Origin of the sequence: Kitasatospora sp. NPDC090308 (assembly GCF_044769485.1) — a bacterium.
GTDB classification, from domain to species: Bacteria; Actinomycetota; Actinomycetes; order Streptomycetales; family Streptomycetaceae; genus Kitasatospora; species Kitasatospora fiedleri.
The window spans coordinates 530,695-547,581 of the sequence record NZ_JBIVXY010000004.1; the positions used below are offsets into that span (position 1 = coordinate 530,695).

General features: G+C 75.9%; 14 protein-coding genes. 8 read left to right on the plus strand and 6 right to left on the minus strand.

The window, feature by feature from the left end:
- Window positions 1-18 precede the first annotated feature (18 nt).
- Together ACIQVD_RS12965 and ACIQVD_RS12970 are read left to right on the plus strand one after the other, a co-directional pair.
- The gene (locus ACIQVD_RS12965; RefSeq protein WP_402288557.1) at window positions 19-1,206 is read left to right on the plus strand and encodes a polysaccharide lyase family 7 protein; all 1,188 of its coding nucleotides are present in this window, start codon (window positions 19-21) and stop codon (window positions 1,204-1,206) included.
- A gap of 474 nt (window positions 1,207-1,680) precedes the next feature.
- Complete coding sequence (locus ACIQVD_RS12970; protein WP_402288560.1) at window positions 1,681-4,491, plus strand: TIM-barrel domain-containing protein; 2,811 nt, start codon at window positions 1,681-1,683, stop codon at window positions 4,489-4,491.
- 75 nt (window positions 4,492-4,566) lie between these two features.
- On the opposite strand, the gene ACIQVD_RS12975 is transcribed toward ACIQVD_RS12970, so the two are convergent.
- On the minus strand, window positions 4,567-5,220 hold the full coding sequence (locus tag ACIQVD_RS12975) for an RICIN domain-containing protein (RefSeq protein WP_402288562.1): 654 nt from the start codon (window positions 5,218-5,220) through the stop codon (window positions 4,567-4,569).
- 170 nt (window positions 5,221-5,390) lie between these two features.
- Here ACIQVD_RS12975 and ACIQVD_RS12980 point away from each other — a divergent pair, with 170 nt between their 5' ends.
- Window positions 5,391-6,287: a BTAD domain-containing putative transcriptional regulator gene (locus tag ACIQVD_RS12980; RefSeq protein ID WP_402288564.1), complete on the plus strand. Its 897-nt coding sequence runs from the start codon at window positions 5,391-5,393 to the stop codon at window positions 6,285-6,287.
- Window positions 6,288-6,322: 35 nt separating this feature from the next.
- Here the strand turns inward: ACIQVD_RS12980 and ACIQVD_RS12985 are convergent, their stop codons facing one another.
- Window positions 6,323-6,940, minus strand: coding sequence for a TetR/AcrR family transcriptional regulator (locus ACIQVD_RS12985; protein WP_400684435.1), 618 nt, complete (start codon window positions 6,938-6,940; stop codon window positions 6,323-6,325).
- 78 nt (window positions 6,941-7,018) lie between these two features.
- Here ACIQVD_RS12985 and ACIQVD_RS12990 point away from each other — a divergent pair, with 78 nt between their 5' ends.
- Together ACIQVD_RS12990 and ACIQVD_RS12995 are read left to right on the plus strand one after the other, a co-directional pair.
- Complete coding sequence (locus tag ACIQVD_RS12990; RefSeq protein WP_400685360.1) at window positions 7,019-7,975, plus strand: NADP-dependent oxidoreductase; 957 nt, start codon at window positions 7,019-7,021, stop codon at window positions 7,973-7,975.
- Window positions 7,976-8,527: 552 nt separating this feature from the next.
- The gene (locus ACIQVD_RS12995; RefSeq protein WP_400684432.1) at window positions 8,528-8,860 is read left to right on the plus strand and encodes an STAS domain-containing protein; all 333 of its coding nucleotides are present in this window, start codon (window positions 8,528-8,530) and stop codon (window positions 8,858-8,860) included.
- A 65-nt stretch (window positions 8,861-8,925) separates the two neighbouring features.
- On the opposite strand, the gene ACIQVD_RS13000 is transcribed toward ACIQVD_RS12995, so the two are convergent.
- Window positions 8,926-9,141 (minus strand): hypothetical protein, encoded by a 216-nt coding sequence (locus tag ACIQVD_RS13000; RefSeq protein ID WP_402288567.1) that lies wholly within the window; start codon window positions 9,139-9,141, stop codon window positions 8,926-8,928.
- Between the two features lie 99 nt (window positions 9,142-9,240).
- A complete protein-coding gene (locus ACIQVD_RS13005; RefSeq protein WP_402288569.1) occupies window positions 9,241-9,918 on the minus strand; it encodes a hypothetical protein in 678 nt (225 codons plus the stop codon).
- Between the two features lie 400 nt (window positions 9,919-10,318).
- Between ACIQVD_RS13005 and ACIQVD_RS13010 the strand changes: the two genes are divergently transcribed.
- The 3 genes from ACIQVD_RS13010 (at window position 10,319) to ACIQVD_RS13020 (ending at window position 13,456) form a co-directional block, all read left to right on the plus strand.
- The gene (locus tag ACIQVD_RS13010) at window positions 10,319-12,022 is read left to right on the plus strand and encodes an FUSC family protein (protein WP_402288572.1); all 1,704 of its coding nucleotides are present in this window, start codon (window positions 10,319-10,321) and stop codon (window positions 12,020-12,022) included.
- 191 nt (window positions 12,023-12,213) lie between these two features.
- Entirely contained in the window at window positions 12,214-12,852 is a 639-nt protein-coding gene (locus tag ACIQVD_RS13015) for a ClpP family protease (RefSeq protein WP_400684420.1), read from the plus strand.
- Between the two features lies 1 nt (window position 12,853).
- Window positions 12,854-13,456 (plus strand): ClpP family protease, encoded by a 603-nt coding sequence (locus tag ACIQVD_RS13020; RefSeq protein ID WP_400684418.1) that lies wholly within the window; start codon window positions 12,854-12,856, stop codon window positions 13,454-13,456.
- An 87-nt stretch (window positions 13,457-13,543) separates the two neighbouring features.
- Here the strand turns inward: ACIQVD_RS13020 and ACIQVD_RS13025 are convergent, their stop codons facing one another.
- Both ACIQVD_RS13025 and ACIQVD_RS13030 read right to left on the minus strand, forming a co-directional pair.
- Window positions 13,544-13,933: a helix-turn-helix domain-containing protein gene (locus ACIQVD_RS13025; protein WP_402288574.1), complete on the minus strand. Its 390-nt coding sequence runs from the start codon at window positions 13,931-13,933 to the stop codon at window positions 13,544-13,546.
- 144 nt (window positions 13,934-14,077) lie between these two features.
- Window positions 14,078-16,681, minus strand: a complete 2,604-nt coding sequence (locus ACIQVD_RS13030) for a hypothetical protein (protein WP_402288577.1) — start codon at window positions 16,679-16,681, stop codon at window positions 14,078-14,080.
- Window positions 16,682-16,887: the final 206 nt, after the last annotated feature.

Consider the following 16,887-nt stretch of genomic DNA (forward strand, 5'->3'; position numbering starts at 1 on the left):
GAGCGACCAAGGACTCCCATGAAGCGCCGTTCCCCCCTCCTCGCGGCGGCCACCGCCGCCGGTGTCGTCGGCACCCTGGGCCTGTTCGGCCCCGCCGCCTCCGCCGCGACCACCACCGGCCCGATCACCGGCCTCGGCGGCAAGTGCGTCGACGTCGCCGCGGCCGCCAGCGCCAACGGCACCGCCGTCCAGCTCTACGACTGCAACGGCACCGCCGCGCAGAGCTGGACGGTGGACACCTCCGACCACACCGTCCGCGCGCTCGGCAAGTGCCTGGACGCCGCCGCGGCCGGCACCGCCAACGGCACCAGGGTGCAGCTGTACGACTGCAACGGCACCGCCGCCCAGCAGTGGACCGCCGACGGCGGCGGGCTGGTCAACACCGGCGCGGGCAAGTGCCTGGACGTCACCGACCGCTCCACCGCCAACGGCACCCCGCTGCAACTGTGGACCTGCACCGGCGGGACGAACCAGCAGTGGAACCCGCCCACCGGCTCCACCCCGCCCGCCGGCGGCCTGAACCCCGCGGTCTCCCCCGGCGGCAACTTCGACCTCTCGCGCTGGCAGCTCCAGGAGCCGGTCGGCTCCCCCGGCTCGCCCACCACCGTCTCCTCCGCCGCGCTCCAGGGCCCGAACGGCTTCCACGACGCGTACTTCTACACCGACGGCGGCGACGGCGCGATGACCTTCTGGGCCCCGGAGAAGGGCGTCACCACGCCCAACTCCAACTACGCCCGCTCCGAGCTGCGCGAGATGAACCCGAACGGCGGCGCGGCCGACTGGGCGCTGGCCGGCAGCCACCGGCTGGCCGCGACCCTGCGGGTGGTCTCGGTGACCTCCAACGTCTGCGTCGGCCAGATCCACCTCGGCTCGGGCGGCTCCTCCACCAAGCCGCTGATCGAGCTCTACTACCGGGCGAGCGGCGACATCGTGGCGGGCGTGGAGAACTCCCCCGACGGCGGGCAGACCACCCACACCGTGGGCCACGTCGCGGTGGGCACCAAGTGGAGCTACACCATCGCCGTCTCCGGCGGCAACACCATCGACCTGACGGTCAACGGCAGCACCACCCACTACCCGATCCCGTCCTCCTTCAACGCCTACCACCAGTACTTCAAGGCCGGCTCCTACAACCAGTCCTCCTCGGACAGCACCACCAAGGGCGCCCGGGTCGCCTTCTACGCCCTCGCGGTCAACCACGGCTGACCCGCCCCCGCACGACCGCTCCCCCGCACCACCGTCGCCCCGCCCCCCCGGCGGGGCGACGGCGTTCCCGGCGCTCCCGGCGCCCTCCCGCCGCCGTTCCCCCGCGCCCTCCCGCCGCCGTTCCCCCGCACCCTCCCGCCGCCGTTCCCCCGCACCCTCCTGCGGCCGTTGTGCGCCGTTGCGCGCCGTTCCGCGCATCCCGACTGCGCGTTCTGCGCGAAGATGTTCGAAACTGCGCCTCATCGATCACTTGACGTCACGTCAGCCTGCTGCTGCGATGTACACCGGTCAAACCCGGCCCACCGGCGAACCGGCGGAGCTCCCGACCCCGCTCCGCTCGGCGGGGCCTGACGCCCCGTCCGGTCGACAGCACAGCGCAGCGTCCCGCAGGTCCGCCCGGCCGCCTCGCGCCGGGTCCGGGGCCCCGCGGTCACCCTCCACCGCCCCCGATCACCACCGAGGAGGCATCCACCGATGCGTTCCGTCCCGCGCCCCCCGCTGCCCAGGCCCGGCAGCGGAGGGCGCCGCTCCCTCGTGCTCTCCGTCGTCCTGCTGACCGTCGCGGCCCTGTTCGCGGCCCTCGGCCCCGCCCCGGCCGCCCACGCCGCCACCGCCGGGAACGCCACCGCCGTCACCCGCTCGGGCAACACCTTCACCGTCACCACCTCCGGCAGTGCGGCCGCCCGGGTCCAGCTGGCCCGCGCCGACATCTTCCGGATCTGGCTCAGCCCGAACGGCGCGTTCACCGACGACCCGGCCGGCACCGACCTGGCCACCACCACCGCCTTCGGCGCCGTCACCGCCACCCTCACCGACGCCGGGAGCTACTGGCGGATCGGCACCTCCGCGATCTCGCTGCGGATCACCAAGGCGCCGCTCACCTTCGCGCTCTACCGCGCCGACAACGCCACCCTGCTCTGGGCCGAGTCCCAGCCGACCAGTTGGACCACCGGCCAGACCACCCAGTACCTGAGCCGCGGCGCCGACGAGCAGTTCTACGGAACCGGCCTGCACCTGGGCGACTGGGCGCTGCGCGACCGGACCGTCCCGGTCGCCGTGACCAACTCCTGGACCGAGAACAGCAACGCCAGCCCGGCCCCGTTCTACATGTCCACCAACGGCTACGGGGTGATGCGCAACACCTGGGCCCCGGGCAGCTACGACTTCGGCGCGCCGACCCGGCTCACCCACAACGAACAGCGCTTCGACGCCTGGTACTTCGCCGGGAACTCGCTCAAGGACGTCCTGAACGCCTACACCGACGTCACCGGCAAGCCCTTCCTCGCCCCGATCTGGGGCCTCGAACTCGGCAACGCCGACTGCTTCAACGCCTCCAACCCCGCCTACAGCGGCGACCACGACCGGCTGCGCCACCAGACCACCCCCGACGCGGTCGGCTACGCCACCGACGCCCGCGCCGCCGACATGCCCTCCGGCTGGTTCCTGCCCAACGACGGCTACGGGTGCGGCTACACCGACCTGCCCGGCACCGTCTCCGGCCTGGCCGCCCGGGGCGTCCACACCGGCCTGTGGACCTCCACCGGCCTGAACAACATCAACTGGGAGGTGGGGACGGCCGGTTCGCGCGCCGTCAAGACCGACGTGGCCTGGATCGGCGGCGGCTACAAGACCGCCTTCACCGGCGTCAACCAGGCCGTCGCGGGCATCGAGAACAACTCCGACGCCCGCCGCTTCGTCTGGACCGTCGACGGCTGGGCCGGCACCCAGCGCAACGCCGTGGTCTGGACCGGCGACACCTCCGGCACCTGGGACGCCATGCGCTGGCACGTCCCGTCCATCGCGGGCGCCGGCCTGTCCGGCCTCAACTACGCCTCCGGGGACGTGGACGGCATCTTCGCCGGCAGCCCCGAGACGTACGTCCGCGACCTCCAGTGGAAGGCGTTCACCCCGGCGTTCATGACGATGTCGGGCTGGGGCGCGACCAACCCGTCGGCCGGCTACAACGACAAGCAGCCCTGGCGGTACGCCGACCCGTACCTGTCGATCAACCGCACGTACCTGCAGCTCAAGATGCGGCTGATGCCGTACCTGTACACCATGAGCCGGACGGCCACCGACACCGGCGTGCCCTCCACCCGCGCCATGGTGCTGGAGTACCCCGACGACCCGGTGGCGCGCGACAACCGGACCAGCGGCCAGTTCATGGCCGGCGACTCCTTCCTGGTCGCCCCCGTGGTCAGCGACACCAGCGTCCGCGACGGCATCTACCTGCCGGCCGGCAGCTGGACCGACTACTGGACCGGCAAGGTCTACACCGGCCCCGGCTGGCTGAACGGCTACAGCGCCCCGCTCGACACACTGCCGCTGTTCGTCAAGTCCGGTGCGGCGGTGCCGATGTGGCCGCAGATGAACTACACCGGCGAGAAGCCCGTCTCCACCCTCACCTACGACGTCTACCCGCGCGGCACCTCCTCCTTCACCCTGTACGAGGACGACGGCACCACCCGCGCCTACCGGAACGGCGCCTCCTCCCGGCAGCGGGTCGACGTCACCGCGCCGAACTCCGGCACCGGCGACGTCACCCTCGCGGTCGGCGCGGCGAACGGCAGCTACACCGGTCAACTCGCCAGCCGAGCCTACGAGTTCACCGTGCACGCGGCCGGCGCGCCGAGCGGCGTCACGGTCGGCGGGACGGCGCTGCCGAAGCTGAGCGGCAAGGCCGCCTACCAGTCCGCCGCCACCGGCTGGTACTTCGACCCCGCCGACCGCTCCGGCACCCTGTGGATCAAGGCCGGCGACCACGCCGTCACCGGCGCGTTCACCGTCACCGCCAAGGGCCTGACCCTGCCCACCGGCACCCCGGTCGGCGGCAGCGGCCCGATCCCGCAGGCCGGTTGGAAGGTGGTCTCGGCCGACAGCCAGGAGACCGCCAACGAGAACGGCGCCGCCGCCCACGCGATCGACGGCAGCTCCGCCACCCTCTGGCACACCCAGTGGTCCGGCACCCCCGCCCCGCTCCCGCACGAGATCCGGATCGACCTCGGCGCCCGCTACTCCGTCGACGGCCTCGGCTACCTGCCCCGGCAGGACGGCGGCGTCAACGGCCGGATCGGCTCCTACGAGGTCTACGTCTCCGACAGCACCACCTCCTGGGGCACACCCGTCGCCACCGGGAGCTTCGCCGACACCGCCGCCCTCAAGTCGGTGAAGTTCACCGCGAAGAGCGGCCGCTACCTGCGGCTGCGCGCCCTGACCGAGGCCGGCAACCGCGGGCCGTGGACCAGCGCCGCGGAGATCACCACCACCGGCAGCCCGGCCCCGTAGGGCCCGGGCCCGCGCCACCACGCACGCGCCTGCGCCCGCCGGTCCCCCGGCGGGCGCAGGCGGCCTGACGCGGCACTAGTTGACGACGGGGAGGTTGTTGAGCTGGAGGAGGTTCCAGCTCTGGTTGCCGGTGTTCCACGCGTCGTCGGCGGTGATGCAGTCCCACTGCTGGAGGGCGGCCTGCTGGGCGGGCGTGCCGGACGGCGCGGCGGCGTCCAGGCACCGGCCGGTGGCCCGGTTCTTCAGGAGCATGGTGGTGGGGAAGCAGGTACAGGTGTGCCCGACCCAGGCGGTGGTCCACTCGGCCGGGGCGTAGCCCGCGTCGCAGTACGGGTACTGGAGGACGGGGGTGCCGTTCGCGTAGGTCCCCGAGCGCCAGTCGAGCATGAGGCACTGGCCGGAGTGCCGGGCCTTGATCCGGAAGTAGCCGTTCCCGCTGTCGAGCAGCTCGTACTCCTGGGAGGCGCTGGTGTTGTCCGGCCACAGGAAGACGCCGGTGTACGGGGCGGCCGGGGCCCACATGACGTCGGCCCGCAGCCCGGTCCGGGCGTTGACCAGCTCGTAGCGGGTGGGTTCGTCCGCCTGGGCGGGGGTGGGGGCGAGCGCCGCGAAGAGCACGCAGGCGAGGGCCGCCGCCAGCGCGGCGGGGGTGAACCGGGCGCGCCCGGTCCGGCCCGGGCTGTCCGAGCGGCCCGGGCGGTCGGGCCGTCGGGGAAGGGGTGTCCGCATGGTGGTCTCCTCCGTGGGGGTGCGGCCGTGGGGGGCGACCGCGGGTTCCGGGTGGTCGGCGGCCGGGGCGTCCCACCCTGGCGCGGTGGCCTGTGCACCGACCTTGCGGCCGCCTTGCGGGGCAGCCAGCATGGGCAGCCGGGCGCTTCGCGCGCGCCGCCGATCACGCGTTGATCACCTGGGGGGTACATGTGGACTTCCGGCTGCTGGGCGAGATCGAGGTGCGGTCGGCGGACGGGCCGCTCGACGTGGGGACGCCGCGGCAGCAGGTGGTCCTGGCGGCGCTGCTGGTCGACGCCCGCCGGCCGATCGCGATCGAGACGCTCGTCGACCGGGTCTGGGGCCACCGTCCGCCCGCCCACCCCCGGCCGGTGCTGTACGCGCACCTGAGCCGGATCCGGGGGCTGCTGCGGCAGACCGCCGTCCCGGGCGGCGGGACCGCGGCCCGGCTGGAGCGCCGGCACGCGGGCTACGTGCTGGACGTCGACCCCGAACTGGTGGACCTGCACCGGTTCCGCCGGCTGGTCGAGCAGGGCGCCGACCGGCAGCACGACGACGAGGCCGGGGCCGCGGAGCTCGCCGAGGCCCTGGGCCTGTGGCGGGGGGAGCCGCTGGCCGGTCTCGCGGGCGAGTGGGCCGCGCAGGTCCGGGCGAGCTGGCACCGGCGGCGGCTGGACGCGGCGGTGCGCTGGGCGCGGACGGAGTTCCGGCTCGGCCGCCCCGGCGCGGTGATCTCCGCGGTCCCCGACCTCACCGCCGAGTACCCGCTGGCCGAACCGCTGGAGCACGTGCTGATCCAGGCCCTGCACGCGGCCGGACGCAGCGCGGAGGCGCTGGACCGCTACGGCACCGTCCGGCGCCGCCTGGCCGAGGAGTTGGGCGCCGCCCCCGGCGCGGAACTCCAGTCGCTCTACCGCGCCGTCCTGACCGGCGACCGCCCCCCGCCGACGGCCCGGCCACCGCGCCCGGACGAGCCCGGCCGGGGCTCCCCCGCCCGCCGGAGCGGCCCGGAGCGGCCCGCCGCGGACCGGACGGACGGCGGGGCCCGCCCGAGGCTCGTCCCGTAGCCGCCGCGCGGGACCGGACCGGACCGGGACCGGTCTCAGGGCGTCCGGGCGGCGGGCCGCAGGCCGTCCATCAGCAGGTCCAGCAGGCGGGCGGCCAGGTCTTCCCGCTCGGGGCGGGGGGCGACGGTGAAGATGCCGATGAGGGCGGCGGCGATGTCCTCGGCCGCGACGTCGGAGCGCAGGTCGCCCGCCGCGCGGCCCGCGTCGAGGATCGTGGTGATGGCCGTCAGCAGCTCGGCCCGGGTCCCGGTGTGGGCGATCCGACCCGATTCGATCATCGCCCGCAGGGTGTCGAGCATGCCGTTCTTGGCGGCCGTCCAGTCCCCGAACAGGTCCATCCAGCACCGCATCGACGCCGCGGGTGGCAGTCGGCCGAGCAGCTCGCGGGCGCCGCCGGTCAGCCGCTCGACCTGGTCCTGGTAGACCGCGTCGACCAGCGACTCGCGGGTCGGGAAGTGGCGGTAGAGCGTGGCGATGCCGACCCCGGCCTCCCGGGCGATGGCGCGCATCGGGGGCTCCTCGTCGGCCGACATGAACACCCGGGTCGCCGCCGCGAGCAGTTGGTCGCGGTTGCGGGCCGCGTCCGCCCGCGGCGGGCGGGTCTCCGCCCCGGAAGAAACGGAACGTGCTCCGTTTCTGTTACGGTCACTCATGTAAACGGAGCATAGTCCGTTTCGATCCTCCCTCCACCGGCGACCTTCACCATCGAGGAGACGGCGCACATGGCGCACATGCAGACACAGACCGACCGAGCACCCGCGACCGGCGGCCGGGCCGTACGGATGGACTCCTTCGGCGGCCCCGAGCACCTGCACGTCCGGGAGGTCCCGGCACCGCAGGCCGGGCCGGGGCAGGTCCGGGTGCGGGTCACCGCGGCCGGACTGAACCCGATGGACTGGTTCATGACCTCCGACGCGGACACCGCCGCCCGCTTCGGCCTGACCCTCCCGGTCGGGTTCGGCACCGACTACGCGGGCGTCGTCGACCAGGTCGGCGAGGGCGTCAGCGGTTTCGCCCCCGGCGACCGGGTGTTCGGGGGCGCCCTGTCCCGGGCGGTCGCCGACTTCGTGCTGGTCACCCCCTCCGGGGAGACCGCGGCGGACGAGGCCCACCGCACCCCCGACGGCGTCGACGACCGCACCGCCGCCACCCTCACCATCGCGGGCCGCACGGCGTCCGCCGCCCTCGCCGCGATCGCCCCCGGCCCGGACGACACCGTCCTGATCGGCGGCGCCGGCGGCGGGGTCGGCGTGTTCGCCGTCCAGCTGGCCCGCCTCGCCGGGGCGCGCGTGATCGGGACGGGGTCCGCGGCGTCGGCCGACCACCTGCGCGGCCTCGGGGCCGAGCCGGTCACCTACGGCGACGGCCTGGCCGAACGGGTCCGCGCCCTCGCCCCCGGCGGCGTCACCGCCGCGCTCGACCTGCACGGGACCGACACGGTGGACGTGGCGCGGGAACTCGGCGTCCCGGACGGCCGGATCTGCACCATCGCCGCGCAGGTCGACGGCGTGACGGCCGCCAACGGCGCGAACGCCGCCCCCGGCGCCCTGGAGGAGATCGCCCGCCTGGTCGCGGCGGGCAGGCTGCGGGTGCCCGTCGCGGCGACCTTCCCGATCGACCGGGTCCGGGCCGCCGTCGAGCTCCAGGCCGACCGGCACGTCCGGGGCAAGGTCGTCATCGACCTCTGAGCCCGACCGCGCGGAGCACGGGACCGGCTCCGGCACCGACCGCGCCGGTCACCGCACGGAGGTCCGCATCGCCAGGGCAGCCACCGACCGGCGCGCAGCGCCAGGGCTGCCCGCGGCGGCGGTGGGACGGCGGGCGACCGGGCGCCCCGGCGCCCCGGCGCGCGACGGTGCCGGTCGGGAGCAGTTCCCGGCGGCGTTCGGCGAGGCAGTGTCGGAGGCCGGTGCGCCAGGCGCCGGAGACCGGGCACGGCGGCCGTCGTCCGGAGTGTCGACCGCCCGGGCGGCGCGCAGCAGCGCGAGGAGGCCCCGGCGGCCGGCTGCGGGCCCCGTCCTACCGCCAGGATCACCACCGGACGGACCAACCGCGCCGTCCCGTCGACCGAACGGCGGTACGACACGTCCCCGCCCCCGGCAGCGGACGCGCGGCCGGCCACACGTACGGGCGGCGGGGCGTGCGCGCGGCGCGGGGCGGTGCCGCCTGCGCCCTGCCCGGGGCCTCGTGCGGCCGGTACGCTCGCTGCCGCGTCCGCGCCCCGGCCGAGAGGAAACCCCGTGTCGTTCACCGTCACCCGGCAGAACAGTCCGCTGGGCCCCCAGCTGACCTGCTACGGCGAACTCGACCTGCACACCGTGCCCCGGCTGCGGGCCGCCCTCGCCTCCGCCCAGTTCGACGCGCCCGCCCTGGTCACCGTCGACCTCGCCGCGGTCACCTTCATGGACTCCGCGGGCCTGAACCTGCTCTTCGACGCCCGCCGGACCGCCCGGCACACCGGTGCCGTCCTGCAACTGGCCCGCCCCTCGGCCAACGTGATGCGGCTGCTGGAGGTGGTCGGCGCCGACCGGGTCTTCGACCTCCAGCCGCAGGAGCCGCCCGCCCCCGCCTGAGCGGCCCGGCCGAGCCCGTCCCGGGCCGCGCGGGGCGTCGGTGTCGGCGTCCGCCAGTGTCGGCGTCAGCGTCCGTCGGCGTCGGCGTCGGCGTCGGGAGCGTCGGTGCCGGTGCGCTCGGCGGCGTCGGCGGTCGCGTCGTAGCCCTCCTGCGGGCCGTGGACGTCCGGGTCGTGCTCCCGGGCGGGCCGGACGTCGGCGGCCCGGTCGCCGTAGCGGCGGTCGCCCTCGGCGTCCGGGCGGCCCCGCCCGTCCGGTGCGGGTTCGCGGTGTGCGGTCATCGGCGTCTCCCCGGGTCGGGTGCTTCGGGTCGGGTGCTTCGCCCTCGCGGCTACCCGGCCGGTCCGCGCGCAATCCGCCCGGGGCCGCCGGACGGGCCCTCAGGAACCGGCCGGTGCCGTGGCGGCGCGCCGGACCACCGGGAGGGCCGCCTTCGCGTGGTCGGCCATCCGGTCGAAGATCTCCGTGCGCTGCCGGTCGGTGAACGGGGTGGCGCCGAGGGCGGTCACCTGCACGGTGAGGATCAGGTTGCTCTGCCGCACCACCAGCACGAAGGTGCCGGCCGTCCCGATGGACTCCTTGTTGAGGTAGCGGAACGCCTCGGTCCCCACGCCCGGCACGGGGGTGGTGGCCGCGTCCTTCGCGAGCTGGTCGCGGGCCACGGTCCGCTCGGCCGGGAACTGGGACTTCGCGGTGTCGACGTCGCGCCAGAACGCCAACTGGGTCTCGACCGTGCCCTGGGGCTTCGAGAGGTCGGCCGCGCCGTTCGCCTGGTGGGCGACGTCCTGCCGGCAGTCGACCGTCTTCTCCCGGTCCGTGCCGGAGACGGTGTCGCCGAGGGTGTTCGTGCCGGTCGGCGTTCCCAGGGTGTCGGAGAAGGAGCCGTAGCCGAGGAGTCCGCAGGTGGCGGTGAGCCCCGCGGGGACGGCGAACGCGCCGGGCCCGGCGGAGTCGGCGATGTCGGCCGACCCGGTGCGTTCCGTGCTGCTGCCGCACGCGACGGCGGTGCCCGCGAGGAGCAGGGCCGCTGTCGCCCTGCCGAGGTGACGCTTCGTCATGGCGTCAGCGTAACGGCGGGCGCAGACGGCGGCGGGAAGATCCTCGAGACCGTCCCCGGTCCGGCCGCCACGGGCAGAAACGTCCCGCCGGAACGGCCCCTCCCGCGGTCGGGGCGGGTGGCGGCGCGGCGGAGGTCACGCGCTCCATCCGGGCGACACCGGGAGGTCACGGGTGCTCCCCCGGCCAAGCGAAATCCCGCCTCCAGGCGGCGCAGCACGGCGGTGGCGGCGGGTCGGCGGCGGTGGGGCGTCGCCTTGCATGTGCGGCATGTCAACACTTCGACACGGGCGTCACCGCACGCTCCGGTCCGACTTTCCGCTGCCCCGGGGGCGGCAGACCCGGCCCCGCCCGGAGCGGGCTCCGTCCCGGGCGCCGGGGGCGGGACGGCTGCTGCCCTGGGTGCGGCAGACCTGCGCCCCCCGGCGGCGGCCCGCCGTCTCGCCGGCGGCCTGGCGCGCGCTGTCGGCGGTGACCGCCCCGGCCGGGCTGGGCCTGTGGGCCGGGCGGCCCGCCGAGGGGGTGATGGTGGCCATGGGCGCGCTCTCGGCGGTGCTGACCGATGTGGCCGCCGCCTACCGGCACCGGGCGATCACCATGCTGTTTCCCCAACTGCTGGGCGTGGTGGGGGCGTTCGCCGCGCTGACGGCTGCGGGGCGGGCGGGTGAGCCGTACCTGCTGCCCGCGCTGGGGGTGGCGGCGGGGGTGCTCGCCCGGCTGGGCCCGGAGGGTTCGCTCGGCGCGATGGTCCTGCTGATGGACGCCGCGGTGGCCCGGGACCTGCCGCTGCCGGGGCCGCTCTGGCTGCCGCCCGCGCTGATGCTGCTGGGCGGCCTGTCGGTGGTCGTGCTGGCGCTGGCCGGGCGCCCGTTCTTCCGGGGCCGGGCCGAACGGGCGCTGCTGGCCCGGTGCCTGGCGGGCTGCGCGGCGGTGCTGGAGCCGGACGCGGCGGGCCCGGCCGGGACGGCGCGGCGGCGCGCGCTGCACGACGCGCTGGAGCAGGCCCGGCACACCGGCGCGGTCGGCGGCGGCGCGCTGCTGGCCCGGCACCTGCCGGGTCTGCTGGCCCTCGCCGAGACGGCCTCCTCGGCCGGGGCCCGGGGGCTGGCCGCCGGTCCGGCGCTGCGCGGGCGGCTGCGCGCCGAGGCCGAGCGGGTCGCGGCGGGCCGCCCGGCGTCGGACGGGGCGTGGCCGCCGGCCTGCGGCCCGCTGGAGGCGCGGCTGCTGCGGGCGGCCCGGTCCGCGGTGGCGCCGGGGCCGGTCGGGTCCGCCGGCGGGCGGGCGGACCGCCGGCACCCGGGCCGTCGGCGGGCGGCGGCCCGGGCGGTGCTGGCGGACCCGCAGTCCTGGCTGTGCGGCCTGCGGGTGGGCCTGGCGCTGCTGCTGGCGGGCGCGGCGGCGGCGTACTGGGAACTGCCGCACCCGTACTGGGCGGTGCTGAACGTGGTCTTCGTCTGCCGTCCGGACGTCGGCCCGGTCACCGGGCGTGCGCTGGAACGGTTCTGCGGTACCGCGCTGGGCCTGCTGGGCAGCGGGCTGGTGCTGGCCTGCGCCGGGCCGGACGGGGCGCTGCTGGCGGTGCTGGCGCTGGCGGCGGGCCTGGTCCCGGCGCTGTCCGGCACCGGCTACCTGTACCAGGCGGCGGCGCTGGCCACGGTAGTGCTGATGGTCACCCAGATCGCGGGCGACCCGGGCCTGCCGCTGCTGCTGCCCAACCTGGCGTGCTGCGCGATCGGCTGCCTGGCCGCGGTGCTCGCCTGCGAGCTGCTCGGCCCGCACCGCCACCGGCAGCTCGCGGTGGCCCGCCGGCTGGCCGCCGCCGTCGAGCAGACCGCCCTCGCGCTGGCCCCGCCCCGCCCCCGCGGCGGTGGCGCCCCGCACCTGCAACTCGCCTCGGCCCGGGCCGAGTTCGAACGGGCCCGGCGCGAGCCGCCGTGGCGGCAGGCGGCGACCGCCCGCTGGGCCGCGCTGATCGACGAGGTGGAGCGGACGGTGGACACCGCGTTGGCCCCCGCCGTCCCGGCCGACCACCACCACTTCGACGCCACCCGCCACCACCTGCACCGCCTGGCCGCCGACCTGCACCGCCTCGCGGCCCGCCCCTGAGCACGGCCGAGCACCGCCGACCGGCACCGACCGGCACCGACCGGCACCGACCGACCGACCGACCGGCCGGGGGGGCCGCTCCCGGCCGCCTCTGCCCGCAGCGAATCTGCGGCGGGCAGAGCGGCGTCCGCCGGGGGCCCGCGGCGGGCAACAGTGGAGTCACCGACCCTCCGTCACCACCGGGAGACCCGATGACTCCACTCCGTGCCCTCCGCCCCCGGGCGGAGGAGGGCGACACCCCGCCCAACCCGTTCGACGACCACCTGGCGGCGCTGCTGCTGGCCCGCCGGATCGTCCTGCTCGGCACCCAGGTCGACGACGTGTCGGCGAACCGGGTCTGCGCGCAGCTGCTGCTGCTCTCGGCCGAGGACCCGCGCGCCGACATCAGCCTGTACATCAACAGCCCGGGCGGCTCGGTCACGGCGGGGCTGGCGATCTACGACACCATGCGGCTGATCCCGAACGACGTCTCCACCCTGGCGATGGGGTTCGCCGCCAGCATGGGGCAGTTCCTGCTGACGGTGGGCGCGGCCGGCAAGCGGTTCGCGCTGCCCAACGCGCGGATCATGATGCACCAGCCCTCGGCGGGCATCGGCGGCACCGCGTCCGACATCGCGATCCAGGCGGAGAACCTGGAGTACACCAAGCAGGCCATCGAGCGGATCACCGCCGAGCACACCGGGCAGAGCCCGGAGACCATCGCCCGGGACGGCGACCGGGACCGCTGGTTCACGGCCGAACAGGCCCGCGAGTACGGGATGGTGGACCAGGTGCTGGAGTCGCTCGCCGACATCGGCACGGCCGCGTCCCGTCGACGGGCGGGGCTGTGACATGGCCTCCTACCCGATTCCCTACGTGATCGAGCGGACCGCCCAGGGCGAGCGCTCCTACGACGTGTTCAGCCGGCTGCTCAGCGAGCGGATCGTCTTCCTCGGCACCGAGATCGACGACGGCGTGGCCAACGTGGTGATCGCCCAGCTGCTGCACCTGGAGGCCGCCGGCCCCGAGCAGGAGATCGCCCTCTACCTCAACTCGCCCGGCGGGTCGTTCACTTCACTGATGGCGATCTACGACGCGATGACGTTCGTGCAGTGCCCGATCGCCACCTACTGCGTCGGCCAGGCCGCCTCCACCGCGGCCGTGCTGCTGGCCGGCGGCGACCCGGGGCGGCGCTTCGTCCTCCAGCACGCCCGGGTGCTGCTCGGCCAGCCCGCCAGCGGCGGACAGCGCGGCACCGTCTCCGACCTGAGCCTGGCCGCCAAGGAGGTGCTGCGGATCCGCACCCAGGTCGAGGAGGTGCTCTCCCGGCACACCCGTCACCCGGTGGCCGCGCTGCGCGCCGACATGGACCGCGACAAGGTGTTCAGCGCGCAGGAGGCCGTCGCGTACGGCCTGGCCGACCGGGTGCTGAGCAGCCGCGTCCCCGCCTCCTGAGGCGGTACGCGCCCGTACGCCCGGGCCCGGAAGCGGTGGGGGAACCGCTTCCGGGCCCGGGCGTACGGCGTACGACCCTGCGGCCGCTCAGGCCGCCAAGCAGAGCCCGCCGTAGCGGCCCGCGGTCGCGGTGGCGGTCGCGGTGGCGGTCCGGCCCCGGGCGGCGGTGCCGTGCAGCGCGACCAGGTCCCGCTGGACCAGCGAGAGGACGTCCCCGAGCCCCAGGCCGAGCGCCCGGGCGGCGGCGGCGAGCACCTCGGAGGAGGCTTCCTTCCGGCCGCGTTCCAGCTCCGACAGGTACGGCACCGAGATCCGGGCCGCCTCCGCGACGTCCTTCAACGTCCGCCCCTGGGTGAGCCGTTCGCGTCGCAGCACGCCGCCCACCACGTCCCGCAGCAGCGGCTCCCTGCGCTCCGGCGCCTGCGGCGGGCGCAGCGGGACGACGCGGGCCTGGGTGTCCGACGCATGAGTTCTCATCCCCCAAGCCTAGGCACCGCACGTCCGCCGGACGGGCCGTACCGCTCTGCCCTCAGCAGAACCCCCGGGACCGCGAACGGTCGGCCGGCCGGCCACCGGGCGGGGTGCCCGGCGGCCGGCCGGCCGTGGCGGGTTCGGTTCCGGCTAGGGCACCGCCAGGAGGCACAGCAGCGAGCAGGCCACCGCCGCGGACGGCGCGGTGGTGGTCGGGACGGTCCCGGCGGGCGCGTTCGCGGCGACGAAGCCGGCGGACGCGGTGTTCTTCACCGGCAGCGCCAGCAGCAGCGAGTCGCAGTAGACCTGGCGGCTGCTCCCGGCCGGCAGCGCGAACGTGCCGGCGGCGCTCCGACAGGCGGGCGTGGTGGGGTCGTTGACGGTCACGGCGGCGGCGTCGACCGGGCCCGCGTTGGTGACGGTGATCCGCCAGTGCGCGGTGCCGAGCAGGCCCAGCAGTCCGACCGGGCTGGTCTTGGCCCAGGGCCCGGGTCCGCCGGGGGCGCAGTCGCGGGAGTTCGCGGAGCCGCAGATCTCCTTCTGGACGCTGACCCGGGGTTGGCAGCCCTCGCCGGGCGCGACGGGGACGGTGACGGTGTTGGAGGTGAGCGCGCCGGTCGCGTCGGTGCCGGTGGCGGTGTTGCCGACGGAGGTGGTGGCGCAGTCGGCGGCGACCGTGGTGCGGAAGCAGACCTGCGGCGCGTCGCCGCGGTACTCGACGACCAGCATCGGGTGGTTGTCCGCGGTGAAGTCCCCGGTGGTGGTGAGCACGAGTTGCGCGGTGACGGTGAGCGCGGGGTGCGCGGCGGGGTCGACGCCGGACAGGTCGACGGTGCCGTCGGGGGCGAGGCCGGGGGTGGTGACGGGCGTGCCGTCGGGGTCAGTGACCAGGACCCGGGAGGCGGTCGGGTCGACGTGGGTGAGGTCGAGGCCGGTGAGCCGGGCCCGGGTGTAGGACCGGACGTGGCCGCTGCCGCCGTCGCAGTAGAAGTCGGCGGGCCTGAGCGTGACGGTGGCGCCGCTGTGCAGGCAGGGGCTGGCGGCGGTGGCCGGGTCCATCGAGAACAGCACGCCGGCGTCGCCGAGTCCGATCAGGCAGCGGGTGGTGCTGTCGTAGGCGTAGCCGTAGTCGCGGGTGACGCCGCCGTTGGCGCTGGGGTGGGTGGCGGGCAGCGGGAAGCCGGCGCAGGGCGCGGCGGCCGTCCAGTCGTAGCAGAGCGTGCTGCCGTTGCCGCCGGTGCCGCCCCAGGCCGGGAAGTAGCTGCGCGTCCCGCTGTCGGTGGTGACGGTCTCGGGGTCGAAGGTCAGCGTGCCGCCGCTGAACGCCGACAGGATGCCGGGCGCGGGCAGCGGCGAGCCGTCGACCGCGTAGCAGGTGGTCAGCACGGTGGCGCCGCCGACGGTGCTGGTGCAGACGCCGTCGGGGTGTCCGGCGGTGTCGTACGCGGTGAAGGCGTCGTAGGTGTAGTAGCCGGAGGTCGGTCCGGCGGGGTGCGGGGTGCTCCAGCCGGCGCAGACCGCGCGGGTGGTGGTGTCGAAGCAGCCGAGGGCGGGCGGGCCGGCCGCGCTGGAGCCGCCGGCCTGCGGCGCGGAGGAGGCGAACACCTTGTCGCCGACGGCGGTCAGGCCGCCCTGGTAGAGCGCGGCGGGCGTGTTCGGCAGGTCGTGGTTGGGGGCGACGATCGGGGCGTACGGCTGGCCGGGGCAGGGGGTGCGGCCGGGCAGCGACAGGCAGAGCACCTGGCCGGTGCTGGCGACCGCGTACAGCGCGTCGCCGACCCGGGCCAGTCCGGCGAGGTTGTTGGCGCTGCTGGGCGCGGTGCCGTTGGCCGCCAGGGCGGTGTAGCCGCAGTTGGCGTGCGCGGCCAGGTCGAGGCAGCCGATGCCGACGCCGGTCGCGGTGGTGGCCGGGTAGTACAGCAGGTTGGGCTGCTGCGGGTCGAGGACGTACTTGGAGGTGAGCGGGCTGCCGAGGTCGCCGGTGGCGCCGCTGCCGAGCGGTCCGGTCGCGGTGTTCAGCGGGCGCGGCCAGGGGCCGCCGGTACAGGGCTGACCGGTGGTCAGGCTGCTGCACACCACCTTCGACGCGGCCGGGGCGGCGTGGTGGTAGATGTTCCAGGCCTGCACCTCCCCGGTGGGGGTCCGGTACAGCACGGGGGTGTAGCCGTCGCCGCCGGTGGCCTGGGCGGTGGGCTGGACGGGGGCGAGCAGCAGCGGTGAGAGCTCGGTGCCGCCGGCCCGGGCGACCGGGTTCTCGGCCCGGACGGCGACGGTGGCCGCGCCGGTGTCGGTCGGCCCGAAGGTGGTGCCGTCGGTGGACCAGGACGGCGTCCACCCGGGCGGCACCCGCAGCGAGCCGGGGACGTAGCTCTGGCCCGCCCCGGCACCGGCGATCGGGTCGGTCACCGCGGCGGGGGCGGCGGCGTCCCCGGGGGTCCGGTTCTCGTACTGGACGGTCCAGTCGAGGGTGTCCCCGTGCTCGGCGGTGGCGGCGCCGGGGTGGGTGGCGTTCCGCACGCTCTTCACCAGCGTCGACCCCGCGGCGGCGGTCTCGGCGGGGGTCTCGGCGGGGGTCTCGGCGGTGGCGGTCTCGGCGACGGCGGCGGTGTCGGCGGTCCGGCCGCTCGCGGGGGCGGTGCCGCCCGGTCCGAGCAGCAGCAGGGCGGTGGTGAGCGCCGCGGCCAGCGCGGCGCGCGACGGGCGGACTCGACGGGCTCGACGGATCGGAAGGGGCGGACGCGGGCTTCTCAGCACTGTTTCTCCACCTCGGATCGGCAGCCGAACTGACGTCGCGTCAGCTCGTGCCGCCGACCAAGGTAGGGCGGCGAACAGTTCGACCCGGACCGACTTCTCCTATTGATCGCATCATGACCGGATATGACTGCGCGACACCGTCCGGCCCCCACCGCGACCGCCCCGGGAAACGAACGCCCGGACGCCGGTCGAGCCCGGGTTCGCCC

Excerpts from the sequence above, each read along its gene's own strand:
- ACIQVD_RS12965 (WP_402288557.1), top strand. The coding sequence starts at position 19 with ATGAAGCGCCGTTCCCCCCTCCTCGCGGCGGCCACCGCCGCCGGTGTC.
- ACIQVD_RS12970 (WP_402288560.1), top strand. The coding sequence starts at position 1,681 with ATGCGTTCCGTCCCGCGCCCCCCGCTGCCCAGGCCCGGCAGCGGAGGG.
- ACIQVD_RS12975 (WP_402288562.1), bottom strand. The coding sequence starts at position 5,220 with ATGCGGACACCCCTTCCCCGACGGCCCGACCGCCCGGGCCGCTCGGAC.
- ACIQVD_RS12985 (WP_400684435.1), bottom strand. The coding sequence starts at position 6,940 with ATGAGTGACCGTAACAGAAACGGAGCACGTTCCGTTTCTTCCGGGGCG.
- ACIQVD_RS12990 (WP_400685360.1), top strand. The coding sequence starts at position 7,019 with ATGCAGACACAGACCGACCGAGCACCCGCGACCGGCGGCCGGGCCGTA.
- ACIQVD_RS13000 (WP_402288567.1), bottom strand. The coding sequence starts at position 9,141 with ATGACCGCACACCGCGAACCCGCACCGGACGGGCGGGGCCGCCCGGAC.
- ACIQVD_RS13005 (WP_402288569.1), bottom strand. The coding sequence starts at position 9,918 with ATGACGAAGCGTCACCTCGGCAGGGCGACAGCGGCCCTGCTCCTCGCG.
- ACIQVD_RS13015 (WP_400684420.1), top strand. The coding sequence starts at position 12,214 with ATGACTCCACTCCGTGCCCTCCGCCCCCGGGCGGAGGAGGGCGACACC.
- ACIQVD_RS13020 (WP_400684418.1), top strand. The coding sequence starts at position 12,854 with ATGGCCTCCTACCCGATTCCCTACGTGATCGAGCGGACCGCCCAGGGC.
- ACIQVD_RS13025 (WP_402288574.1), bottom strand. The coding sequence starts at position 13,933 with ATGAGAACTCATGCGTCGGACACCCAGGCCCGCGTCGTCCCGCTGCGC.